The following is a 23,648-nucleotide window of genomic DNA, read 5'->3' on the forward strand; positions in this document are numbered from 1 at the left end:
CTCCAGGCTTATTTTTTATTTTGTTCCGAACATCTTATCGGGATCCATAAATGCAGCTAATTCTTCATCATTTTGCGTTTGTGGTTCTTCATCTTTAACTGGTTCTAATTCAAAGTAATCACCAAAGTTAATATTGAAGTCATCGTCCGAGTCCTGCGCTTCAATAGTATTAATTTGTGACTTTGTATATTGAATTTGACTTTGTTTTTCTTTAAATTCATTATATTCTTCAACTAATCCTTTAGATAAACGTGATGGTAGTGCATCTGTCTTATAGAAAGTATACACGCTGCCCATAAAGTCATTTTTACTCACTAAATAACCATTAAAAACAGTTCCATTGATTGGTAGTTTATTTGTCACTTCTACTTTTGCATCATCCATAAATGAGTCATCAATGTTCTTCTGTTCATCTAAAATTGCTAACATACCAAAATGATGTACCTTCGATGCCTCTAAATCTCCATTTTCATTTGTCTTCATTAGGTCAATAGGGTGATGGAATGAGCTTCCTTTCAATGATTCTGAGAACATATCTACAATTTCTTCACTGTTTTCAATTTGATTCATATTACGTGAAACCTTATTAATTACTAAACAGCCTGTTCTTTCTAGTAAAATTCGTTTAAAGTCCTGAGAATCTAGAATTACTGATGTTCCTGAACCATTTGCAGCTGTATTTAACTCATGAATAATATCTCCAATGCGTTGGTTTGCATAGTCTCGTGAGTTTCCAATGCCTTTTTTCTCATTTTCGTTTAATCCCTTAAACTCATCATAGAAGTGTTGGTTATCTGCAAATACAACAAATGCAACGCCTTTCGCTGGATCATTAGCTAAGTTCCAAATTTCTTGTGAAAATTTATTCACCTGTCTTAGTACATCAGGCCCATCAGCTCTAACTGGAAGTGTAACTACAATACCCATTTTAATAAAATCTTTACGCTCAATAGCATTATTGAAAGCAATTCTTGCATACTTTTGTTGATTTTTTATTAATTCTTCTCTAGGAATTTTCATTGCCATACTTTTAAGTTCTTCAGCAATTACAGGTTTATTATGAAAAGCGGAGAATTCTTCAATTGCTTGAATAATTGTAGATGTACCTGTACCACCGCCTAAACCTGCAAAAAATAGTACTAATTCATCAGTTGGTCTAACACGTTCCGTTATGAATTCTTTTAATTTATCTTTAGCTTCTTCATTAGATTCTAAAACCTTTACAGCACGCTCAGGATTCTTACCCAAACCACCTAATTTTAGTGAAACTTGGTTACTTTTCGGCACATTTTTCAGTTCAGCTAAATCACCATCATTACTATTCAATGCTAGGCAATTATAAACTGCTGTACCGTCTGTATGCTTATACTCAGCAAACTTATCTACCATTCTAGTTCCAGCTTGACCAAAACCAACCATAGTCATTTTCACAGCTACTTCGTTTTTCAGAAAGTTTTTTGCCATTATTTTATCTCTCCCTTATTCTCATTACTTTTTTTACGTTTCCCTAATTCAACTAATACTTGTTGTCCCCTAATAGTTGAAATTAAAAACTTATACGGATGCATAATTTTTTCTGTTATTAATGACATTGAAGCTAAAGTAGCAACACTACCTTCTGCCGATCTTCTTGAAATGTTAGTTCTTTCAATTTCTAATGAATAGGATTTACCCTTAGGTTTCTTTACTCTCCTATCAATAACAACACTTTCTACTATTTCATTTATTGAGATTCCTCTCATATACTTTGTCTCTTGGTATTGTTTGTTTACTTGAGATCCTATGTAATGAAATACATTGTAGAGTATTTCGTCTCCTTCAATAATGTCTGCAAACATTTCCACAACTTCTTCAGTGAATTTGTTTTGTTTATATTTTTCACTTAATACCTCGTTCAAGTTGTCCCCCCCTTAAAACGTTGGTTAATTATTCCTAAAAATATATTACATCATTGTAAGACGTATATCAAGTCATTATATATAAGCCTTATATTAAGTTGTTATATATAAGACTTATATAACATTTACAAAATGTAAAATTGAAACAATGTCCTATATATCAACGTCAAATATATAAGACGTATATGAAAGTCGTTCATATACGCAGTAAATAAAACATGTTAATATCAGGTTTCATATAACTAACAATAACCATTAAACAATAAATATGAGTGCAGTATTTATGTATATTTTGATCTAGAATTATAATTCCAATATATAATACTCCTAAAATAACGTACTATTATCATGGTCATTTGATTTATACACCTTATATATACGAACTACATATAAGACGTATGTATAAACACTTATTATTAAAGGTTTTATATGCTTTTATATTAATTTCATGTCAATAGAATATTACCACGGATTATTACACGACTCATTTAAAGGTCTTATATGAAAGACTTATAAATAAAACGTGTATATAACCCTATAAAAAAAGAGTAATACTTCTTAAGTATTACTCTTTTAACTATATAGTTTTATATAAAACACTTAGTTTATTGAAAAGAACTTCATGATCTTGCTTCTTATTTACCAACTCATTTCTCCCTTTGTTGTCAACAGAAAGGAAAGGGGATGTTAATGTCATATTATATTTAGTTATTTCTTTTATTAATTCTGTAGTAATTTCAGAGATTTGCAGGAATAATACATAAAATTGTGATTCATTTTCATTCAATTGGCTAGTTTTATAGTTAAGTTCTACAAACTTGTCAGTATAACTTGTCAATTTGATATCAATATAATCTCTATAACTAACATGTGAAGTCATAATGCTGTTAAACTCAGCTAAATTAAATAATTTCTTTGTTAGACATAGGTTTACTAAATAAATCCTGTATAAAGCTTTAAATGAAATAACATATTTAGCTCTTTTTTTTATTAATTGGATGTATTCACCGTATTTGTTAATTAAATATCTTAACTGATTTGATTTTATCCTCAAAATTCTACTAACCTGTGAGGTATTATACGTTTTATAAGGATCTAGTGCTGCAAACTGTAATGGAATTATCTCATACTCATTATTTAATGTGTTGATTACTTTAGTATAAAGAAAGTCTGTTTCAAATTCACTTTGTATTATCCTTGTTATTAACCCATATTCTGTGTTCCAATTCCGCATTTTTTCACCCCTTAAATCAGATTGTAACATGCAAAATATGAAATATACACAATTTTCATTTACTTTATTATGTTTATTTACTTATTTCTTTTATGATGTAATTTTTCCTTCTGACAAACGGATACCTCTACAGAATTAAATACAATTCTGTTTAATACTTAATTTTATCCATGCAAAAGTATATTCACTGTACATTTTAACTATTTTTGATACTCTACACCTACATGACGAAGTACATATGACGAATCCTTTTTTTATCATTAGAGTTCGTCATATGTTCTCTTATCTATGTCGAAGAACATATGACGAACTCTAATAGAAATTTTCTACTTGATATCATTAGATTTAATTACCCACACCTGACGAAATGATATATGTTTTTAAACTGATAGTTCATAGGGGATAATGGGTTACTTTTTTGTAAATTTCAGTTAAAATATACTTTAATCATTTTTATGTACTGAACTGCTTAATTTATCTAGCATTAATTACTTTCATTTGTTGACAATTGCACTCAATTTTATGCAAGTTTCCGTATATTATTTTCATATCAAGGGAGTGTTTAAAATTGAAAAAATCATTTGATTATACCGTTAAATATATCGTCGGGGAAAATGATCGTGGAGTTTATTTTAATCGTTCTGACATTTTTACAGTTTTATTTTTATATGAACAACGAACAGTATCTCAAATTCAATTACGCAAATTTTATGAATTGATAAGTGGAGAACCTATAAGTCGAACTACATTTTCATCAAAGCTAACCAAGTGGGCTAAAATGAAATTAATAAAAAAAGAAAACATAAGTGTGAGAAAAAAGCGCGGATTTACATTGGATTTTGTTTCTATCTCTTCAAAAGGGGTTAAAATATTATACCGATTGAAATTAATTTCTGATTGTAGTACCTCATTTGTTACCAAAAGGCAGTATGAACACAATATAGCTATTACACAATTTGTATTAAATTTACTTGAAGCAGAATCCCAAAATGAACATACTGGTGCAATTGTAGGTGGTAAGGGAGATTATCTTTTTCCGCTAAACTCGATTGTGAAGCAAAACTTACATTTGCCAAACCTAATGTACTCCAATTCAAATGATGCTTACTTTTTATACGAAGATGAAGAGTATCGCGAAATGTTTCAACCAGAACTTCAACCCGTTTCTTTCCTACCAGATTTACCTCAACTTGTATATTCATTTCGTCCATCTAAAGAATTTTATCCTGACTCAAAGGGAAACCCATTAATCATTCCTGATTGGGTTATTACTTGTAACAATTCTATTATCAACATTGAAGTTGATACAGGATCGGAAAACATTCCGTTTTTAGAAAATAAGTTAAAAAAATATCTCGATATCGCTGCCGCTAGCCCATCTAAGCAGTATTACGTGTTATTTTCTGTTATCGATGACTCCTACCATACCATTTCTACTTACAAAAAACGGACCACACGTGTAACAAATTTGAAAAAATCCTTTAGCAATATACCACGTTTATGTGTAGTGGATAACCTCAATGTTTACGTATGCAATATGGGTGGGGCGGCACTTGTAGTAAATAATATTCTTCAAGAAATTCGCAAAACTAATAGTTTAAGTAAAAATCACCTACTCAAAAAAATCACTGAACGTTTAAACATAAATTCTTCTTTCCCTTATTCGGTAGAGTGGATATCTAATAAAAATGAAATGCAAACGAAAGGAATTCAGCATTCTAAACTACTTGAGCTAACAGATGACATTTTGGTATTACGAAAAAAATCATCTGATGAAGAAAAAAATTCTTTAGATTACTTAGAAATATTATGTATATCAACAATACTTAAGGTAGGGGAGGTTAACGCACACTTTAAATTACAACAATTATCAGGATTGTTGGCCATGCAAAATCAACACCGAACACTAAACCCAATTAAGATCTTGGGGATATATGAAGCGGATGAATTAGAGCGTGGGCAGCAAGCCATTTTTACTGATTTGTTTCACAATTCCATAGCACCAGAGAATATAGTATTGGCTACTTCTGCTGAATTGCTTAATTTCACCGCTTCTTTTTATTCGTTAAAAGAGAGGGTGAAACAAGAATTTGGAGAATGCAGTTCAAAAGAATACTGAACTCAATAATACACCTGGTAATGGGGAGGATCCAAAAGCCGGAAAGAGCAAGAAAAATTCCTATACAGTTACAATCGACATTACAAAAAGCTGGAAATATCGTTTAGTGGCTCGCTCTTCTTACTATGTTGTGACATTACTACTGCTGCTAGCTTGGTATTTTGCTTTCAGGGGAATATATAAATACGCTTCTTTCTGGTCAATACAAATGGGCGTTCCATTACCTACCTTAAGTATCTTCGGTAATCCGTTCGAAACTAATTATTACATTGAAACCTTTTTTAGCTTTTGGATTTTAATTTATACTTGGCAGCTTTCAACCAAGGTTAAGACTTATCAGGAGATAAAACGTAGATGGTTTATTTTCTCGATGATGTTAATCGGTATAGTTGCCCAGTTCTTATGGGCGTTTAGTGCTCCATTAGCTAAGATATTTATTCCATTCTTAAACTCGAAAGCTGGAGAGGTTTCACTAAATGACAAAGGATTAGAAGATACTATCCTTTCAAATTTCAGTAATACCATGCACCTTGTATTTGCTATACCTGTAATTATTATTATTCTCGTACTCTTATGGCTCTTTAAGATTTTTTATGAACATAAAAAAGAGCTTTTAGATGCATTCGGAAAATGGGAATACGTATTTAAAATACCTGGTTGGATGCTTTCCTTTTTGAATGATGATCGTCAACGAAAACTTGCTACTTCATTACACAGATTTTTCACTGAAAAAAATCCATCAAAATTGCCAGAACCCGATATCTTTCTTGGTCCTAACAGTGCTACACGGGAAATGGCAGTAATACAAGGCAAGTCTTTAACACTTAATATAATGATCATCGGTAACATTGGTACAGGTAAATCAGCTGCACTAGGTTTACCAATTGCTAATCAAATTCTTGACTATATGGCTTCAATGATTAATAACTTTAAAACCTTATATGCAAGAAAAGATTATCATTCAGAGGATGTAAAAGGAACGCAGGTAAATGGTCTTACAGTTATCGAGCCATCTAATGACTTCTGCGAAAAGGTATATAACTTGGTATTGGCACACAAGATTCCCGATAGTGTTATTTTTTATTTAGATCCAACAAATCCTGATACCCCTTCAATAAATTTCGTACGTGGTCCAGTTGATAAAGTTGCTGAGATGTTATGTTCAGTATTAACGGGGCTCTCTGATAATGGAGCAGGAAATCCTTTCTTCGTTCAATCTGAGCGTTCCCATCTTAAACAACATATTTACTTGTTAAAACTCCATGATTCAAAATTTGAAGCTAGATTTGAACATTTAATTGATATGTATAATGATGCTAATCTCGTTTTTGAGATGCATCTCAAGTTAAAAGGGCGACTTCCAAATGATATTGAATCTATACCTGATAGAGATGAGAGAAATCATTGGCGCATAATGAAGCAAGTTGATGAATGGTTTGATTTAAATTATGTGCCTGAAATTTCTGGCGGTCGTGGGGGAGGGGAAGTTGTTTATCATACTGAAGGGAAATACTATGGGCAGCCAAAGATTATCGATAAACAAGAAACCTTCGTTCGTGGTTTACGAAACACATTAAATGATATTTCAGCTCAACCTCTGCTCCGTCGTGTATTATGTGGTCCATCAGATTTTGACTTTGAAAAGCATTTGGAATTTGGAGGTATCCTTTTAATCAATACAGCGAAAGGGGAACTTTCTGACCTATCTGATGTATTCGGCAAATTATGTTTATATGCAGTGCAAAATGCTGTTTTCCGTCGTAAACCTAACGTATCTCCATACCATCCCGTTTTAGTTGATGAGTTTGCTGATTACATTTATAAAGCATTTAAAAGTTTTCCTGCTCAATCACGTAAATATAAAGCTCCTTTAATTGTTATTGCACAAACAATTAGTCAATTAGCAATTGAACATGGCCCAAGATTCATGGATATCCTGTTAGGTACATTTCGTAATAAACTTGTTTATGGTGATGTTACTAATGAAGATGCTAAATTGTTTAGTAAGCTTATGGGTACGAAAACAATTTATGAAGCACGTGAAGGTGATCAAGAAATTGATATGGTAACAGCTGAAACGAAAACTCAAAGTACACGTAGAACATCCTACTCTTATTCGAAAACAGAGGTACCCATTCTTTCTGAAAATGATATATTAATTCAAAAAGCATTCCAGTGTGCTGCTAAAATTGTAAAAGATAATGCTCCTCAAGGAGGAATACAAGTAAATGCAAACTTTGTTCCTGCCACTGAGTTTAAAACAGCTAAGATTCAAGTTGATGCAGAAGCAGCTGTTTATTGGCTAAAAATTCGTGAAGAATCATTGAATACAGAAATTAAATATGATGATTATGTCACAGATACAGATGTTGATAGTGAAGAAAATGTAATTGAAGAATTGAGTACACCTACAACAGTGCCGACTGCAATAGAAGGTTGGTTACAGAAGTTAAGTCCTGATACTTATGATTATTACAATAACGAAGATGATACTGACAATGAAGATGAATTAACAAATAATCAACCTGTGCAAGATAACTCAAGAAAATCTGCTCCAAGACTTGAAAAAGGGGAAACTATAGCATCAATTCCTACTTCTAATACAACGGAACACGCAAAAATTAATGAAGTGATTAATGTGCAAAAAGAGAATGTACCAGATACCAGTAAACATAGAGAACCTATTGAACTTATCAAGAAAGCACCAGTTATTACTGAAACTCCAATAGAAGTGCCAAGAGCGAAGCATACACCACAATATAGAGAGCCTGCTTACACATCGACTGTTACCCATAATCAGCAGGAACAGGAAATTCAACGAACTGCAGAAATCAATGGTAAAAATACAACATCTAACTTAACAATGCAATGGTTACAGCAACAAATGGCTGCTACTGTTTCTCAAGATGATAAAAACACATTACCTATAGATGAAATGCAAGGCGGCTCTCGTCTTCACAATCGTAAAGTAGCAGAAGTAACCTCAGAAAGTGCGGCAATTAAGGATAAACTCAGTCAATATATCGAAGGTGACATTGATCATGAGTGATAAGCTATGCATATAACGAATTTTTCTACCAGTAAGAAGGTGTGGGCTGTAAGCTCATACCTTCTTACTTTTTAAGATGATATTTCCGAAAAAAAGACTTTTTATGAAACAAAACCAGACTTATGGCCTTATAGCAAAACTTGATTAGAATCCTGTGTTAATGTGCAGGATTTTTTCCTATTAAGCAATCGGGCCAGATTACGGAATAACTCATTACTGAATAAGATTTTAAAGAAGAAAATTAAAACTCAGTAAGGAGGGGTTTCTTAATCTCGCATTGCCCCAGCTTCTCGGGAAGTCATTGCTCCTTGTCCTGCTCTTACATCATTTTGAATTTCTTGTTTTACTTTTTGCGCATCAGTTTCTGCAAAATTTGGTTTCATAATAGAACCAGACTTCTCTATAGCTTTTTTATAATTTTGCATACAAACCCTCCTCAATTTAACGTTTAACAATCTTATTTTGTACAAAAGTACACTCGGTATACCCCGGGTAGTTGAACGAATTTCACGTAAAGTAAAGGAGAGGAAATTAAATACGTGGTTTCTGTTTTTAGGAATAGCAAATAGAAATTATTCCAATGTCAAGTGCGATTATGGAGCCATACATATAGAAAATGAACAAACTAAAAAGAAGCAGGTACCTCTGTAAAGGTATCTGCTTCTTTTTACATAGATTCTATAATCATTTGTCTTTCATACCACTTGTTAAGTTTTTCATTAACACTTTTTGAAATGCGTTTCATTTTTTTATTACAAAATCTTGAGAGTGTAGCAGGGGATAGACCTATTTCATCTGCTATCTCACGCATTGTTTTATTTTGATGCATATGCTGATGCATAATTTTCTCTCGAACCATATCCTCTGATCCTACAGTAGGTTGTTTTACTGTATCTACAATATAACGCTCCTCTTGCTTCTCTTGCGTATCTATTGATTTTTTCTTCACCATACTATCTATATTATTCATCAATTCTTTTGGAGGTAAAATAATGATTCCCAACTTTTCAAAGTAATTCTTAAACCAATTGCGTTCTCCTATCTTTGTTTCATCCAATTCTTCTGCATATGCCCAATGTGAAATGACATTTTCTTTTTCTAAATCATTTAAAACATTTTCTAGTTGTTCACGAATTCGAGTTGGGCGCCCCTTTGTAGTTGTAATACCCATTACAGACAGTAAACCTTTTTCTCCACCAATAGAGTATGGTCTTTTTAAAGTACTGTATTGTTGACGGATTCGCCACTGCCAGGATAAATAACGTATTAAACGTTTATGAAACTTGTGTCTATAGCTATTATACTCTAATGCTTTTTTCGATAATAAAGCAGTTGTGCTATTAGATCCATACAAATAGCCCGATAAAAAACTACCTGGTTTAATCTTACAGGATTCTATCCCCATATATTCATTAGTATTCTTATCTCTCCATAACACTACAGAGTCCAGTACGAATAGCCTTTTGATTACTTCACGTTTTACTTCAAATTTTTCCCCTGTTTCAGCTTGATCGTTCAATACTACAACTTCATTATCATCATTCAAATAAATAAAGATACTCGCTAACGCTGCAATACGTTGCGCTACTTTTATCTTATCTTCTGCACGATAATACTCTACACCGTTTGCTGATGCTTTTGGCATATTACATAATTCCAACACATTTTCATAACTAAAATCTATGAATTCATCTGGAGATTTAGCTTGATTTAACCATTGTATTGTAATGGTATCCAAACAGTCTGCTGTAAGATCATCCATATTACTAATTACTCCATCAACCAATATAGACCATCTTTCTGCTTCGTTTGTATTCACTAATCTCAAATCCTCATCCTTATGTGAAGATAGTTGTGCAACTCCGCTTGAATTTTTTGTTTCTAATGGCAGTACCGGTTTTGCTACTGCTTCATCTTCCTCAAAATGATTTTTTGCTATTCCATCACGTAATTGATAGTACATTGCGTCATTGGTTACAGGATAGTAATCATCCGATATATCTTCTATATGTTCTGTTACCTGACTATCTTCAAAAATTGAAATTTGAGTTGGTTCAACTGCTTCAACTTTTTCTCCGAATTCTTGTTCAATGATCTTATCTAGTACATTTTGAATCTCAACTTTATATTTATTCAGATTGGCATAAATGTTTAACAACGATATTCCTTGCTCTTGTTTCTGACCTAACCAAGAAACAAGTGTCGAAAAGGAAGGGGACATATTAGCTGATGTTACTAATTTATCATGATTCTCTTGTACTTCTTTATAATATTTATTCCATTTGGCCCATAACTGCTTGTTTTCTTCATAAATTGGAGCAGCAAGTAGGAGGGCGTCACTGAACAATGCTAACACTTTCTCCATATTTAAATACCTCCTAACAATATTAATTACAAATATAATTTGAATCTTAAAAATGTGAAACGTCATAGCTATATGATGGCTATATAACCTTTAAATTGAAATATTATCAGAATAATCCGCACAATTATTGATTTTTACTCGTTCTATTGTGGATTATTTAAATTCTCTTTACTTGTCTTTAATTATATAAAACTGCTTCTATTTGTAAAATCATTACTTTACAATACAATTTCAATTTTTAAAAGTGTTTAATGCTCAAATTCAGTTACTGTTACATTTTTAACATCTATATTTTTGATTCAAAAAGTTGTAAACCCGAGTGGTAAATATGTTGATGTAAGTCCTTGAATATCGTATTCTTCATTTTTCCATTCCCTAAATCTTCTTCATCAACAATAATAGTTTTTGGGGCGACTCGATTTGTTAGCTTGATAATTATGGGGCTTCCTCTAAAAGAACCAAAGCAAACAATAAAAGCGCTTGCATAATTAAAAATCCGAGTTATAATACTTGTATACAAGTATACTTGATTAACATGAGGTGAATTTATGGCGAAATCAATGGAATTTTTTTATCCTGAAAAATGGCTTTCAAAAGCTTCTACAGGGGATCGTGTTGCGAGCGAACTGAGAATGCGCATTATTGCAGGAGAAATTGAAAGCGGTACCATCCTGTCGGAAAATAAATTAGCTGCCGATTTTTCTGTAAGTCGGTCACCCGTTCGTGAAGCATTAAAAGTACTAGCTTCTGAAAATATTATTCGCTTAGAAAGAATGGGCGCAGTTGTCATTGGTTTAACCGAGAAAGAAATCGAAGAAATATATGATGTTCGTTTACTTATAGAAAAGTTTATCTTTGAGCGACTTGTAAAGATGGACACAAATGATTTAGTAAGAGAACTAAATAAAATAATGGAAATGATGAAAATCGCCATTAAATATCATGATTCTGATGAGTTTTCTTATCAAGATCTTTTATTCCATGAAACGATTATTCGAACCATTGAGCATTCCTACATCCTGATGATTTGGAATAATTTAAAGCCTGTTATGGAAAGCTTAATCCTTTTATCAATGCGTACTCGTTTCAAGGAAAAGTACGAAGACTTTGAACGGATTATAAAAAATCATGAGCTTTATATAAAAGCAATCGAATCAAAAGATCGAGCCCTCATGATTGAAGCCTTACATCAAAATTTTGATGATGTTCAAGGGAAAGTTGAAGATTTTTGGATGTCACAACAAATGTTATCTAAAGGAGTAGAGCAGGGACATGAGTAGCTATATGTTAGGTATAGATATCGGTACAACAAGTACGAAAGCAGTTTTATTTACTGAAAAAGGCGAAGTCATCCAAACCGAGAATATTGGTTATCCACTTCGCACACCGGATATATCCACAGCGGAACAAAATCCAGAAGAGCTTTTCCAAGCTGTTTTACAAGCGATATCAAATATAACGAGACAGCATTCAGATAAAAAACCATCGTTTATTTCATTTAGCAGTGCTATGCATAGTGTCATAGCTATGGATGAAAATGATCATCCGCTGACACCTTGTATCACTTGGGCAGATAATCGTAGTGAGGCATGGGCACATAAAATCAAAGATGAACTGAATGGCCATGAAGTTTATAGACGAACAGGAACACCTATTCACCCAATGTCACCATTAAGTAAAATTACATGGATTGTGAATGATCATCCGGAAATTGCTATTAGAACGAAAAAATATATTGGAATCAAAGAATATATCTTCAAACAATTCTTTGATCAATATGTTGTTGATCATTCCATCGCCTCGTGCATGGGTATGATGAACTTAAAAACACTAGATTGGGATGAGGAAGCTTTAAAAATTGCTGGTATAACACCAGCTCAATTATCTGAACTCGTACCAACCACCCAAATATTTAGCAACTGCAATCCAGATTTAGCTCAAAAGATTGGTATCGATTCACAAACACTGTTTGTCATTGGTGCCAGTGATGGGGTGCTTTCTAATCTAGGTGTGAATGCAATTCGAAAAGGTGAGATTGCTGTCACAATTGGAACAAGTGGTGCTATTCGGACCATCATTGACAAGCCACAAACAGATAAAAAAGGAAGAATATTTTGTTATGCCTTAACTGAAAAGCATTGGGTAATTGGTGGACCTGTAAACAATGGAGGAATGGTCCTTCGTTGGATTCGTGATGAACTTGCTTCATCAGAAGTAGAAACTGCGAAAAGACTAGGAATTGATCCATACGATGTATTAACTAAAATAGCTGAACGCGTGAGACCTGGTGCAGACGGATTATTATTCCATCCATACCTCGCTGGTGAACGTGCACCATTATGGAATCCAGATGTACGTGGCTCCTTCTTCGGTTTAACGATGTCACATAAGAAGGAACATATGATTCGTGCAGCTTTAGAAGGCGTTATATATAATTTATACACTGTATTCTTAGCGTTAACCGAATGCATGGATGGTCCTGTAACCCGTATTCAAGCAACAGGCGGCTTCGCAAGGTCTGATGTTTGGCGACAGATGATGTCCGATATTTTCGCATCTGAAGTCGTTGTTCCAAAGAGCTACGAAAGCTCTTGTCTAGGTGCATGTATATTAGGTCTCTATGCCACAGGAAAAATTGATTCTTTTGAAATCGTTTCCGAAATGGTTGGCAGTACCTACAAACATACACCGAAAGAAGAAGCAACAAAAGAATACAGACAATTACTGCCGATATTTATTAACCTATCAAGGGCGCTAGAAGATGATTATACACGAATTGCAAATTATCAAAGAAATTTAATAAAGTAAAACTTTCATGAGTAATCCCCCAAGCCTCGCTTCTATCTAAATCTCGAGGTGGGGGGCCTTACTGCCCACGAATAGTGGGATAAATATAAATACAAATACAGCTAAGATTAGGGGGGAACTACGATGCCATTAGTCATTGTAGCAATTGGGATTTTAGCATTACTTTTACTGATTATGCGCTTTAAATTAAATACCTTCATTTCATTAATCATTGTATCAGTCGGGGTTGCTTTAGCACTTGGAATGCCACCAGAAAAAATTTTTAAAACCATTGAAGCGGGATTAGGCGGAACACTTGGTCATTTAGCACTCGTTTTTGGACTTGGTGCGATGTTAGGTAAGCTGCTTTCAGATTCTGGGGGCGCACAACGCATTGCCATGACCCTTGTGAAAAAATTCGGTGAAAAGAACATTCAATGGGCTGTTGTGACTGCCTCATTTATTATCGGGATTGCATTATTTTTTGAAGTAGGATTAGTATTATTAATTCCGATTGTATTTGCGATTTCAAGAGAATTAAAAGTTTCTATCTTATATCTCGGTATTTCGATGGCAGCAGCTTTATCTGTAACACACGGATTTTTACCGCCACACCCGGGACCAACTGCTATCGCTGGTGAATTGCATGCAAACATCGGTGAAGTATTACTTTACGGTTTTATGATAGCGGTTCCAACAGTTGTGTTAGCTGGACCTGTATTTACTAAACTTGCAAAAAAACTAGTACCTGAGGCGTTCACAAAAACCGGTAATATCAAATCTTTAGGTGAGCAGAAAGTATTTAAACTTGAAGAAACTCCTGGCTTTGGAATCAGTGTTTTTACCGCTTTACTGCCTGTTCTTTTAATGGCAGTCGCTACAATTATTACTTTGCTGCAAAAAACAATGGGATTCAAAGATAATAGTTTACTAGCAACGATCGAGTTTATTGGGAATGCGGATACTGCCATGTTGATATCCTTACTAGTTGCGATCTATACAATGGGATTGGCAAGAAATATTCCAATCAAAAACGTGATGGAATCTTGTACAACAGCGATCTCGAATATTGGGATGATGCTCTTAATTATTGGTGGAGGCGGCGCTTTCAAACAAGTATTAATTGATGGCGGCGTTGGTAACTATGTAGCCGAATTATTCAAAGGTACTTCATTATCACCGATCTTGCTCGCATGGATTATCGCTGCCATTTTACGTATTTCATTGGGGTCTGCTACGGTTGCTGCATTAACAACTGTCGGTTTAGTGATTCCGATGTTAGGTCAATCTGATGTTAACCTTGCTTTAGTTGTCCTTGCAACAGGGGCTGGTAGTTTAATTGCTTCACACGTGAACGATGCTGGTTTCTGGATGTTCAAAGAGTACTTTGGTTTAAGCATGAAAGAAACATTTGCAACATGGACGTTACTTGAGACTATCGTTTCTGTAGCCGGATTAGGGTTTACTTTATTACTAAGTTTATTTGTATAGATCTTTCTAAACAGTAAAAGGGATACGGAAGCTGTTTAATGTGATTTTTCATAATTAACCGGTTATTTTTCATGATTGATTAATAAGGATGACAATTTCTCTTTATTTTTTAACTTGATAGTGATGTGCCGTGTCCCTATAACCTTTTGTACGAATACTGGCGGAGCCTATTGAAATGAAAAAGATTAATTATTTGATTAAAGTGATGTTTTAGGTATATATACTATAATACAGAGTAACATACATGGAAAGGAACGATGGAATATGGAAAAGTTACAAATTGGAGTTGTTGGTGTGGGCGTTATGGGAAAAAGCCTCGCACTTAACTTTGAAAGCAAAGGGTATTCTGTTGCCCTATATGATATTTCTAAGGAAAAAGTTGATGAAATCATTGAGGAAAACCGTGGTAAAAACTTAGTTGGTACTCATATAGTTGAAGAGTTTGTTAACTCACTTGAATCACCTAGAAAGATTTTATTAATGGTTAATGCAGGGGAAATTACAGATAAGGCGATTGATTCTCTAGTCCCTCACCTTGATAAAGGTGATATTTTAATTGACGGTGGTAATACATACTTTGTCGATACAATTCGCCGAAACAAACGTCTTGCCGAAGAAGGAATCAATTTCATCGGGGCAGGTGTGTCAGGCGGCGAAGAGGGTGCATTGAAGGGACCATCTATTATGCCAGGCGGACAGAAGGATGCATACGAAAAAGTAAAGGATATGCTTGAAAACATCTCTGCAAAAGTGAATAACGAGCCTTGCTGTTCTTATATCGGACCTAATGGGGCAGGCCACTATGTAAAGATGGTTCACAACGGTATTGAGTATGGAGATATGCAATTAATTTGTGAAGCATATTTCTTCTTGAAACAAACACTTGATTTGACTGCAGAAGAGTTCCATGAAATATTTGCTGAATGGAATAAAGGTGAACTGAACAGCTATCTAATTGAGATTACAGCCGATATCTTCAAGAAGAAAGATGAAGAAACTGGTAAGCCATTAGTGGATGTTATTCTTGATACTGCAGGACAAAAGGGTACAGGGAAATGGACCAGCCAAAGCGCACTTGATTTAGGTATCTCTTTGCCTATTATCACAGAATCTGTATTTGCACGTTGCATTTCTGCTTTAAAAGAAGAGCGCGTGAACGCAAGCAAAGTTTTATCTGGCCCTAAAGATAAAACAGCAATTGGAGTTGAAAAAGCTGAATTAATTGAAGCAGTGCGCCAAGCTTTATATATGAGTAAAATTTGTTCTTATGCACAAGGATTCACGCAATTGAAGGCAGCTTCTGAGGAATATGATTGGAACCTTGATTTTGGCAGTATTTCTATGCTTTGGAGAGGTGGATGTATTATCCGTGCTGCCTTTTTGCAGAACATTAAAGAGGCTTATGAGACAAACACTGACCTACCGAACCTTTTACTTGATCCATACTTTAAAGAAATTGTAGAGTCATATCAAGGCGGATTACGCCAAATTATCTCAATGGCTGTACAACAGGGCATTCCGATACCTGCATTTTCAGCAGCAATTTCTTATTATGACAGCTATCGTACTGCCAAACTACCTGCAAACTTATTACAAGCGCAGCGCGATTATTTTGGAGCGCATACGTATAAACGAGTAGATAAAGAAGGTACATTCCATACAAAATGGATATAAAATAAGAAATGGACTAAGATTAAATTCTTAGTCCATTTTTCATCCCACAATTCGCAGGCTATAAGACTCCCACTGATGGAAGTTCACTTTAAACGAATGACTGAATCAAAATGCGTTTATTTTTCCCATTTAGATGAAAAACCACATAACCTCTAAGGTGAAGTATTATCTGAATAATCCGCACAATCGTTGATTTTACTCGTTTTATCGTAGATCATTTAAATTCTATTTACTTGTCTTTAATTATATAAAACTGCTTCTATTTGTAAAATCACTACTTTACAATACAATTTCAATTTTTAAAAGTAAATTAGTTAAACACACTGATTTTTTGCTTAACGCCTAGATAACTTGTTACTCTAAGTCAAAAGTTAAATCCCCCAGCTGCTTCTTATTTAAAACTACATAGCCTTATCTTGGCTATAAACTCTTATTTAAAACTGCATAGCTTCATCGGGGCTATAAACTCTTATTTGAAACTACATAGCCTTATCTTGGCTATAAACTCTTATTTGAAACTATATAGCCTTATCACGGCTATAAGCTCTTACTTGAAACTACATAGCCTTATCTTGGCTATAAACTCTTATTTGAAACTATATAGCTTTATCGGGGCTATACTCTTATTTAAAACTGCATAGCTTCATCGGGGCTATAAACTCTTATTTGAAACTATATAGCCTTATCTTGGCTATAAACTCTTATTTGAAACTACATAGCCTTATCTTGGCTATAAACTCTTATTTGAAACTATATAGCTTTATCTTGGCTATAAACTCTTATTTGAAACTATATAGCTTTATCGGGGCTATACTCTTATTTAAAACTGCATAGCTTCATCGGGGCTATAAACTCTTATTTGAAACTATATAGCCTTATCTTGGCTATAAACTCTTATTTGAAACTACATAGCCTTATCTTGGCTATAAACTCTTATTTGAAACTATATAGCTTTATCGGGGCTATACTCTTATTTAAAACTGCATAGCTTCATCGGGGCTATAAACTCTTATTTGAAACTGCATAGCTTTATCTTGGCTATTACTTCTTATTTAAAACTACATAGCCTTATCTTGGCTATAAACTCTTATTTGAAACTATATAGCCTTATAACAGCTATTACTTCTTACTTGAAACTATGTAGCCTTATCATGGCTATAAGCTCTTATTTGAAACTATATAGCCTTATCACGGCTATTACTTCTTACTTGAAACTATATAGCCTTATCACGGCTATAAGCTCTTACTTGAAACTATGTAGCCTTATCTTGGTTATAAACTCTTATTTGAAACTATGTAGCCTTATCACGGCTATTACTCCTTACTTGAAACTATGTAGTCTTATCATGGCTATAAACTCTTATTTGAAACTGCATAGCTTTATCTTGGCTATTACTTCTTATTTGAAACTATATAGCCTTATCACGGCTATTACTTCTTACTTGAAACTATGTAGCCTTATCTCGGCTATTACTTCTTACTTGAAACTATGTAGCCTTATCTTGGCTATTACTTCTTACTTGAAACTATGTGGCTATAAGCTCTTATTTGAAACTATATAGCCTTATCACGGCTATTATTTCTTACTTGAAACTATATAGCCTTATCACGGCTATTACTCCTTACTTGAAACTATGTAGCCTTATCATGGCTATTACTTCTTACTTATAATAATGAATAGCTATATTGTGGTTATAATTTCGTAATTTATGAAACGTTATAGCTATATGATGGCTACAACTTTAAAAAAATGAAACGAGAATATCCTGAAAATCATTCGACTAAAAAAAATTTTATTCTATGCAATTTACTAATAAACGTTGATATAAAGCCATTTCATTAAATATGAAAGAAAAAACAATAAAATCATTATAGCTATATGATGGCTACAACTTTCACTTTTAAACTTCAAAAAACCTATATATACCAAGGGTTACAGCAGCTTTCAATAAAATATAACTTGTTTTAAAAACATGAAACGTTATAGCTATATGACGGCAGGAAACATGAAACGAAATGAAACGTTTATAGCGGTATGATGGCCACAACTTTTCATTTAATAACAGTTATAACTCCCTATATATCAGCGTTTATACGAACTCTATGGAAATTTCTCATCCTACAAAAAACATGAAACGTTATAGCTATATGATGGCTACAGCTTTGAAGCAGAATTAGCTTAAAATCCTATGAAATCAATGGTTTAGAAAAATTTATCCTACTGCATACCACGTTTCATATTCAAAAAACTTCATAGCCCTATGGTGGCAACAAACTTTTTTTCATGAAACGTCAAATCCCTTGTCCCCCAAGGGATTTGGGCACGTTTCATTTTTTTATTTTTCCTCTTAAAGGGACAGATTTCACCAGAATTCGATTTGATATAATCAAAAATGAAATTCTATATCTAATTGTGGGGAAAACTGCAACTTAAAATAAAAGGAGGTGAAAAAGATGGCGAAACCTTTCGTTATAAAGAACAAACGTAGTTTGAATGGTGAAACAACAACACCAGTAATTGTAACAATTAAATCATGGCAAAGGTTAGTAGAAGCTTTAGAAGGTAAGTATTACAGTTTTAAAGATACTTATCTAGAAGACATTGTGGATTCAATGTCCTATGAAGAACGAATTGCAGATGAAGAGGGATTTGTTGAACAAGCAAAGCCATCTTTTTCACTGAAAATGAAAAAGATTGTAGATAAAGTAAGTGGATTTGATAAAAATGAGGGCAGAAAACATAAGCTATATGGTATTACAAATGCTGATGTAGAAGTATTTCTATTTCTTCATAAAAAATGTAATACATATGGTGAGCTTTCGCATGTATCGATCCACATGCTTTGGGAAGATTATAAAAATTATAAAGAAGCATTTGCACATATTCACCACTCACAATTTTATGTAGCTTTGAAGAAGTTAAGTTTCCATAACATCATTACAATCGAAAATGAGTACAGTGGTAAATATAAAATCACCTTAACTGATTTCATGAATAAAGAAACGAATAAAGCAAATGCATATACATTTATTAGCCCGATAGTATTTACCAAAGAATTCTTTGAGTTATCCATTGCAGCTAAGAAACTATTCATGGATGTAGCAATGCAGCAGAAACGCGAAACTACCCTGAAACGTTCTTTATTCAAAGTTGATGAACAAGGAAACTCAACACACTTTGGTGGTATGTATCGTTACTTACATAAGAAATACCCACATCAGATTCGTGCTGTACTTGAGGAATTAGAAACAAAACTTTCTGCTACTGGATCTCCTTTATTTAAAATTTGCAAGTTAGAAAAAGGGAAGAAGAATAAAAAGCAATACACAACATTGCATTTATCTGTACATCCTGATTTCTTATGCGCAAAAGAAGAAGGAGCAGAATACCGTGATCCATTTACACCACGAGATACATATAAGCGTAAAGCTAAATTCATAGAAAACTTGTTAGTTGAAATGAATATTGCTGAATTTGCAAAGGATATGAACCAATTCATTAACGTTTTAAAACACTCCTGTCATCGTCAAATTCGCCAAGTAGTTCGTGGCTTACGGGAAATGATTGATCGACAAGAAGGATATCCGAAAAAGCTTGTTTATACACTAAGTAAATTATTAAAGCAATCTTCTCAATATCGTGTATTAGACACAGCTGCTAAAACTGGTATTTATCCTTTAATTACACACAATGTACCTAAACATGAACAAGAAGAGACCATTTTTAAATTTGGTACTCATTTTGCTATATACTCTTTACGCAATGTTCAAAAGCTATTCCGTAAAGCGCATGACCTGCTTCATGCGAAATATGCTGTACCTGTAACTATAGATGCATATCATCGTAATTACATGCAGTATCAAGAGGAATCACTATTTAGAAAATATGCTTATGAACAAGGGGTAAATATTAACGCATATACAGCATTAGAAATTGAAATTCGCGAACTCTTAAAGGCTAGTGGACATAAAGGAAATCAAATCCCTAGTGATATTCGTGAACTGTTCATTGAAAAAATTGATAAATTGCCGAAGGAAAAGATTCGTGTAATTGAGGTCCCTGAAGACTTTGATTTAATTCCGTTTCTACAATCTTTAGAAGCATATTACCGTTCAACAAATGAAATACCACATACGGTTGATCAGCTGCTTCCAGCAATGTAATGATACAGCTCTCTATTTTTGAAAAAAGCAAAAGTGGAGGGCTATTCGTGTTGGAGATAGCATGTGAAGAGTATTATTTCAAACAAAACAGAGAGTAAGTTTTCAATTTTAATGATTACGGCTCTCTATTTTTTATGCAATTACATACAGTGCATGTGAAACAAAATGAGATATTCACAATTTCTAAGTTGTTTATTCTGAATTATCAATCTAATCATGTCATTTCATCTACAAAAAAGCAGAAATATTTTTTAGTATTCTGTTGATATCTTAATAATTTTGACCTGATGTGTATAAAATACAGCCTTAAGTACTGTTCTTATCATGTTTTACTTCTAAATCTACTTAAAATCAGAAAAACATCTGTTAATTCCGTTTAAAAAGTGGATTCTGTTTCTAACTTTCAACCATTTGTTAATAAATTGTGTGTATTTTTTTACGAACTGTGGAAAATTTGTTCGTAAGTCAGCAAAATTTGCATTTATTATTTATTCAGTCACTCGCATCAAATTAACGATGATTATATGTAGTTTTTATATACCTACTTTACGATATTTTGTAGTTTTAAATCCTCATCCAGCTCATTAAGCACGTTCCCAGTATTTACTTTTTATGATTTTTTACGGCTAGAGTAATTATGAACCCTTAGCACAGCAATGTTAGAACACGATTTTTTCTCTGTATAAAAGTTTTATCTTTTTTCTTTATATATATTAAAGATATATATTATATTAGGTTTTAATATTGTGTAGTACTTACTATAGAGAATAGTTCCTGTGTATAGCCAATTTCATTTTTTAATGGAATTGGTTTTTTTATGGACTTTAATAAATATAATGTTTATTTTTAATTACTCTCAAAAACTTTGATATAAAAACATAAATTTTTTTATTTCTCTTAGATTTCCGAAAAAAATAAATCATACTTAAAGTAGATAGTTGATTAGTGGAAATTACAATGAACTTTGTAATCTTCTAACCATTTAAAAAGAGAGGTGAAGACATGGTAAAAAAGAAATCCCAGGAGAACGCCGAAAAAAAGAAATTTACATTCTTTAAAAAAGCAAAGGATACAACAACCCAAATATTAGATATGCAACAAGAAAATTCAGAAGCGCTTAAAGAAAAGAAGAAACGTAAAACAAGGGAGAAAGTTCCAGCGATAACAGGAAGAAAAGTAGGTAAGGTTACATTTTGGTGTGTGATGGGATTCGTGTTTGCAGGAAGCTCCCTTTCATTTATCCAACTTGCCGGTCCTCCTAGAGCAGTAGCTGTTCAGGAAAAGAAAAAGGAACCCGTAAAAATTAAAATGTCAGAAGCAGAATTAATTGCATATGCAAATAGTTTTGCCGCTAATTATTTTAATTGGAAAGTTGATATGAATGTAGCTGAAGAGCGGAAAAAACGATTAGAGAAATTTCTAGTTGAAGGATCCGATGAGCAAGGTGGATTAAATAAGGATACTTTAAAAAACGCTTCTAGTACTTTAGTCAAATCGGAAGCAGTAGAAGTCCGGCAAAAAGGAAATGAAGCAGAAGTTACATTGAAAATCATTCAGAAACTAGAACCTGTAAATAATCCTGCACCTGGAACAACACAAGCCCCTGACATACCTAAAGAGCCAAAAGAAGTTACAAGGTACTTCTCTATTCCAATTTTAATGGAGAAAGGGAAGATGGTAGTCCCTAACAATCCTACAATCGTTCATGGAGAGAGAGAAAAGGCACCTTATAAAATAGCCACTTTCAAATCAGAAGGACGAGAAATTAATACAGAAGCAGAAATTAAAAAAGTAGAACAATTTTTACAATCTGTATTTAAAGTGTATACAGAAGGAACACCTGAAGAAATTGCTTACTACTTTGAAAAAAGTAATATAACAAATGGACTAAAAGGTATTATGACATTTAGCAAATTAGAAAACCTACGAATTTATGAAGATAAGGATAAAGGATACAGAGTCTTAGTTGATGCTAAATTAAAAGACAATGATAGCAGCTTAGAGTACACATACACATATGATTTAAATCTTGTAAATAAAGATAACAAGTTTTCAATTAGCTCTATGAAGAAATTTGAAAACACATTAGAGAGAGTGGAGGGTAAATAATTATGGAGCTTTTGGGATTAGATATGGTTGCTCAGCAATTACCTGCTATAACAGATGCAGCGGTTCTAGGGAACATTAATTTTGGGGTAAATATTAAAAATTGGTTAGTAGCTCAGTTAGGTCCAATCTTTTTAGTTTGTGCAATCATCGGTGTAATTGTTCTACTTGTAAAACGACAAATGGCAGCTTTAATTGGTTGGCTGGTACTTTGTGCAATTGTTTCAGTATTTGTATTCTCACCAGACGTATTTAAGGACCTTGGAACAAAATTATATAACTTAGTTTTCAAATGATAACTAATAAATTTTTAAGGAGTTGGTATAAGTGACTCAGAAACCGACTCGTAAGGAAGTAAGGACTTATAACTCTATTTGGGATATTCCAAAGAGTTTATATGGGATAAGGGACATAACACTCCCTTTCCCAGTCCCTTACAGACAACTGGGAATCTTTGTTGGGACACTTTTAGTAATTATATTTCTAAATCAGTTTTTACCCTTAGGAGAGAATGTCTTTTTCAAATATTTAATATTACCTGGTGGTATAGCGTACTTCTTTGGAAATGTTGAATTAGATGGAAAGAGCCCACACAAATTTATATATCGATTCTTTGCATTCACATTTGAAAGAAAGAAGTTGAGTCGTTATAAGGATACAACTGGTAATATTGGAAGCTATCAATATAAGACGGTAGTCCGGTTTAAGGATGATTCAATTAAGAAAAAGTAATTAATTAATCTATACAGAAGAATTATTTT

At 33.3% G+C, this 23,648-nt stretch carries 15 protein-coding genes; 10 read left to right on the forward strand and 5 right to left on the reverse strand.

All coding sequences use genetic code 11. The annotated features are described in order from the left end of the window. Window positions 1–15 precede the first annotated feature (15 nt). The 3 genes from AC241_RS28670 to AC241_RS28680 all read right to left on the reverse strand — a co-directional run bounded on the left by AC241_RS28670 (window position 16) and on the right by AC241_RS28680 (window position 3,162). The gene (locus AC241_RS28670; protein ID WP_050845175.1) at window positions 16–1,464 is read right to left on the reverse strand and encodes an FtsZ/tubulin family protein; all 1,449 of its coding nucleotides are present in this window, start codon (window positions 1,462–1,464) and stop codon (window positions 16–18) included. After that, a complete protein-coding gene (locus AC241_RS28675) occupies window positions 1,464–1,898 on the reverse strand; it encodes a hypothetical protein (RefSeq protein WP_046960421.1) in 435 nt (144 codons plus the stop codon). The genes AC241_RS28670 and AC241_RS28675 overlap by 1 nt, the downstream gene beginning before the upstream one ends. Window positions 1,899–2,475: 577 nt before the next feature. Beyond that, window positions 2,476–3,162: a hypothetical protein gene (locus AC241_RS28680; RefSeq protein ID WP_050845176.1), complete on the reverse strand. Its 687-nt coding sequence runs from the start codon at window positions 3,160–3,162 to the stop codon at window positions 2,476–2,478. A 538-nt stretch (window positions 3,163–3,700) separates the two neighbouring features. Between AC241_RS28680 and AC241_RS28685 the strand changes: the two genes are divergently transcribed. Both AC241_RS28685 and AC241_RS28690 read left to right on the forward strand, forming a co-directional pair. After that, window positions 3,701–5,251, forward strand: coding sequence for a replication-relaxation family protein (locus AC241_RS28685; protein ID WP_050845177.1), 1,551 nt, complete (start codon window positions 3,701–3,703; stop codon window positions 5,249–5,251). Further along, entirely contained in the window at window positions 5,223–8,300 is a 3,078-nt protein-coding gene (locus tag AC241_RS28690) for a type IV secretory system conjugative DNA transfer family protein (RefSeq protein WP_050845178.1), read from the forward strand. Before AC241_RS28685 ends, AC241_RS28690 begins: the two co-directional genes overlap by 29 nt. A gap of 266 nt (window positions 8,301–8,566) precedes the next feature. On the opposite strand, the gene AC241_RS34965 is transcribed toward AC241_RS28690, so the two are convergent. Together AC241_RS34965 and AC241_RS28695 are read right to left on the reverse strand one after the other, a co-directional pair. Further along, on the reverse strand, window positions 8,567–8,725 hold the full coding sequence (locus tag AC241_RS34965) for a hypothetical protein (RefSeq protein ID WP_196303435.1): 159 nt from the start codon (window positions 8,723–8,725) through the stop codon (window positions 8,567–8,569). A 242-nt stretch (window positions 8,726–8,967) separates the two neighbouring features. Then, on the reverse strand, window positions 8,968–10,665 hold the full coding sequence (locus tag AC241_RS28695) for a helix-turn-helix domain-containing protein (protein WP_050845179.1): 1,698 nt from the start codon (window positions 10,663–10,665) through the stop codon (window positions 8,968–8,970). 548 nt (window positions 10,666–11,213) lie between these two features. On the opposite strand from AC241_RS28695, the gene gntR reads away from it, so the two are divergent. The 8 genes from gntR (at window position 11,214) to AC241_RS28735 (ending at window position 23,619) form a co-directional block, all read left to right on the forward strand. Then, window positions 11,214–11,945, forward strand: a complete 732-nt coding sequence (gene gntR, locus AC241_RS28700) for a gluconate operon transcriptional repressor GntR (protein WP_050845180.1) — start codon at window positions 11,214–11,216, stop codon at window positions 11,943–11,945. Continuing rightward, a complete protein-coding gene (gntK, locus tag AC241_RS28705; protein ID WP_050845181.1) occupies window positions 11,938–13,473 on the forward strand; it encodes a gluconokinase in 1,536 nt (511 codons plus the stop codon). The genes gntR and gntK overlap by 8 nt, the downstream gene beginning before the upstream one ends. Before the next feature lie 123 nt (window positions 13,474–13,596). Further along, complete coding sequence (gene gntP / locus AC241_RS28710; RefSeq protein WP_001131719.1) at window positions 13,597–14,943, forward strand: gluconate permease GntP; 1,347 nt, start codon at window positions 13,597–13,599, stop codon at window positions 14,941–14,943. A gap of 264 nt (window positions 14,944–15,207) precedes the next feature. After that, entirely contained in the window at window positions 15,208–16,617 is a 1,410-nt protein-coding gene (gndA, locus tag AC241_RS28715; RefSeq protein ID WP_000413550.1) for an NADP-dependent phosphogluconate dehydrogenase, read from the forward strand. Between the two features lie 2,454 nt (window positions 16,618–19,071). Beyond that, window positions 19,072–20,781: a hypothetical protein gene (locus AC241_RS28720; RefSeq protein WP_050845182.1), complete on the forward strand. Its 1,710-nt coding sequence runs from the start codon at window positions 19,072–19,074 to the stop codon at window positions 20,779–20,781. 1,002 nt (window positions 20,782–21,783) lie between these two features. Next, window positions 21,784–22,890, forward strand: a complete 1,107-nt coding sequence (locus tag AC241_RS28725) for a conjugal transfer protein (protein WP_050845183.1) — start codon at window positions 21,784–21,786, stop codon at window positions 22,888–22,890. A 2-nt stretch (window positions 22,891–22,892) separates the two neighbouring features. Then, complete coding sequence (locus AC241_RS28730) at window positions 22,893–23,183, forward strand: hypothetical protein (protein WP_050845184.1); 291 nt, start codon at window positions 22,893–22,895, stop codon at window positions 23,181–23,183. 31 nt (window positions 23,184–23,214) lie between these two features. Next, the gene (locus AC241_RS28735) at window positions 23,215–23,619 is read left to right on the forward strand and encodes a TcpE family conjugal transfer membrane protein (protein WP_050845185.1); all 405 of its coding nucleotides are present in this window, start codon (window positions 23,215–23,217) and stop codon (window positions 23,617–23,619) included. Window positions 23,620–23,648: the final 29 nt, after the last annotated feature.

It is taken from the genome of Bacillus thuringiensis (assembly GCF_001182785.1).
GTDB lineage: Bacteria > Bacillota > Bacilli > Bacillales > Bacillaceae_G > Bacillus_A > Bacillus_A thuringiensis_S.

Excerpts from the sequence above, each read along its gene's own strand:
- AC241_RS28670 (WP_050845175.1), bottom strand. The coding sequence starts at position 1,464 with ATGGCAAAAAACTTTCTGAAAAACGAAGTAGCTGTGAAAATGACTATG.
- AC241_RS28680 (WP_050845176.1), bottom strand. The coding sequence starts at position 3,162 with ATGTTACAATCTGATTTAAGGGGTGAAAAAATGCGGAATTGGAACACA.
- AC241_RS34965 (WP_196303435.1), bottom strand. The coding sequence starts at position 8,725 with ATGCAAAATTATAAAAAAGCTATAGAGAAGTCTGGTTCTATTATGAAA.
- AC241_RS28695 (WP_050845179.1), bottom strand. The coding sequence starts at position 10,665 with ATGGAGAAAGTGTTAGCATTGTTCAGTGACGCCCTCCTACTTGCTGCT.
- gntR (WP_050845180.1), top strand. The coding sequence starts at position 11,214 with ATGGCGAAATCAATGGAATTTTTTTATCCTGAAAAATGGCTTTCAAAA.
- gntK (WP_050845181.1), top strand. The coding sequence starts at position 11,938 with ATGAGTAGCTATATGTTAGGTATAGATATCGGTACAACAAGTACGAAA.
- gntP (WP_001131719.1), top strand. The coding sequence starts at position 13,597 with ATGCCATTAGTCATTGTAGCAATTGGGATTTTAGCATTACTTTTACTG.
- gndA (WP_000413550.1), top strand. The coding sequence starts at position 15,208 with ATGGAAAAGTTACAAATTGGAGTTGTTGGTGTGGGCGTTATGGGAAAA.
- AC241_RS28720 (WP_050845182.1), top strand. The coding sequence starts at position 19,072 with ATGGCGAAACCTTTCGTTATAAAGAACAAACGTAGTTTGAATGGTGAA.
- AC241_RS28725 (WP_050845183.1), top strand. The coding sequence starts at position 21,784 with ATGGTAAAAAAGAAATCCCAGGAGAACGCCGAAAAAAAGAAATTTACA.
- AC241_RS28730 (WP_050845184.1), top strand. The coding sequence starts at position 22,893 with ATGGAGCTTTTGGGATTAGATATGGTTGCTCAGCAATTACCTGCTATA.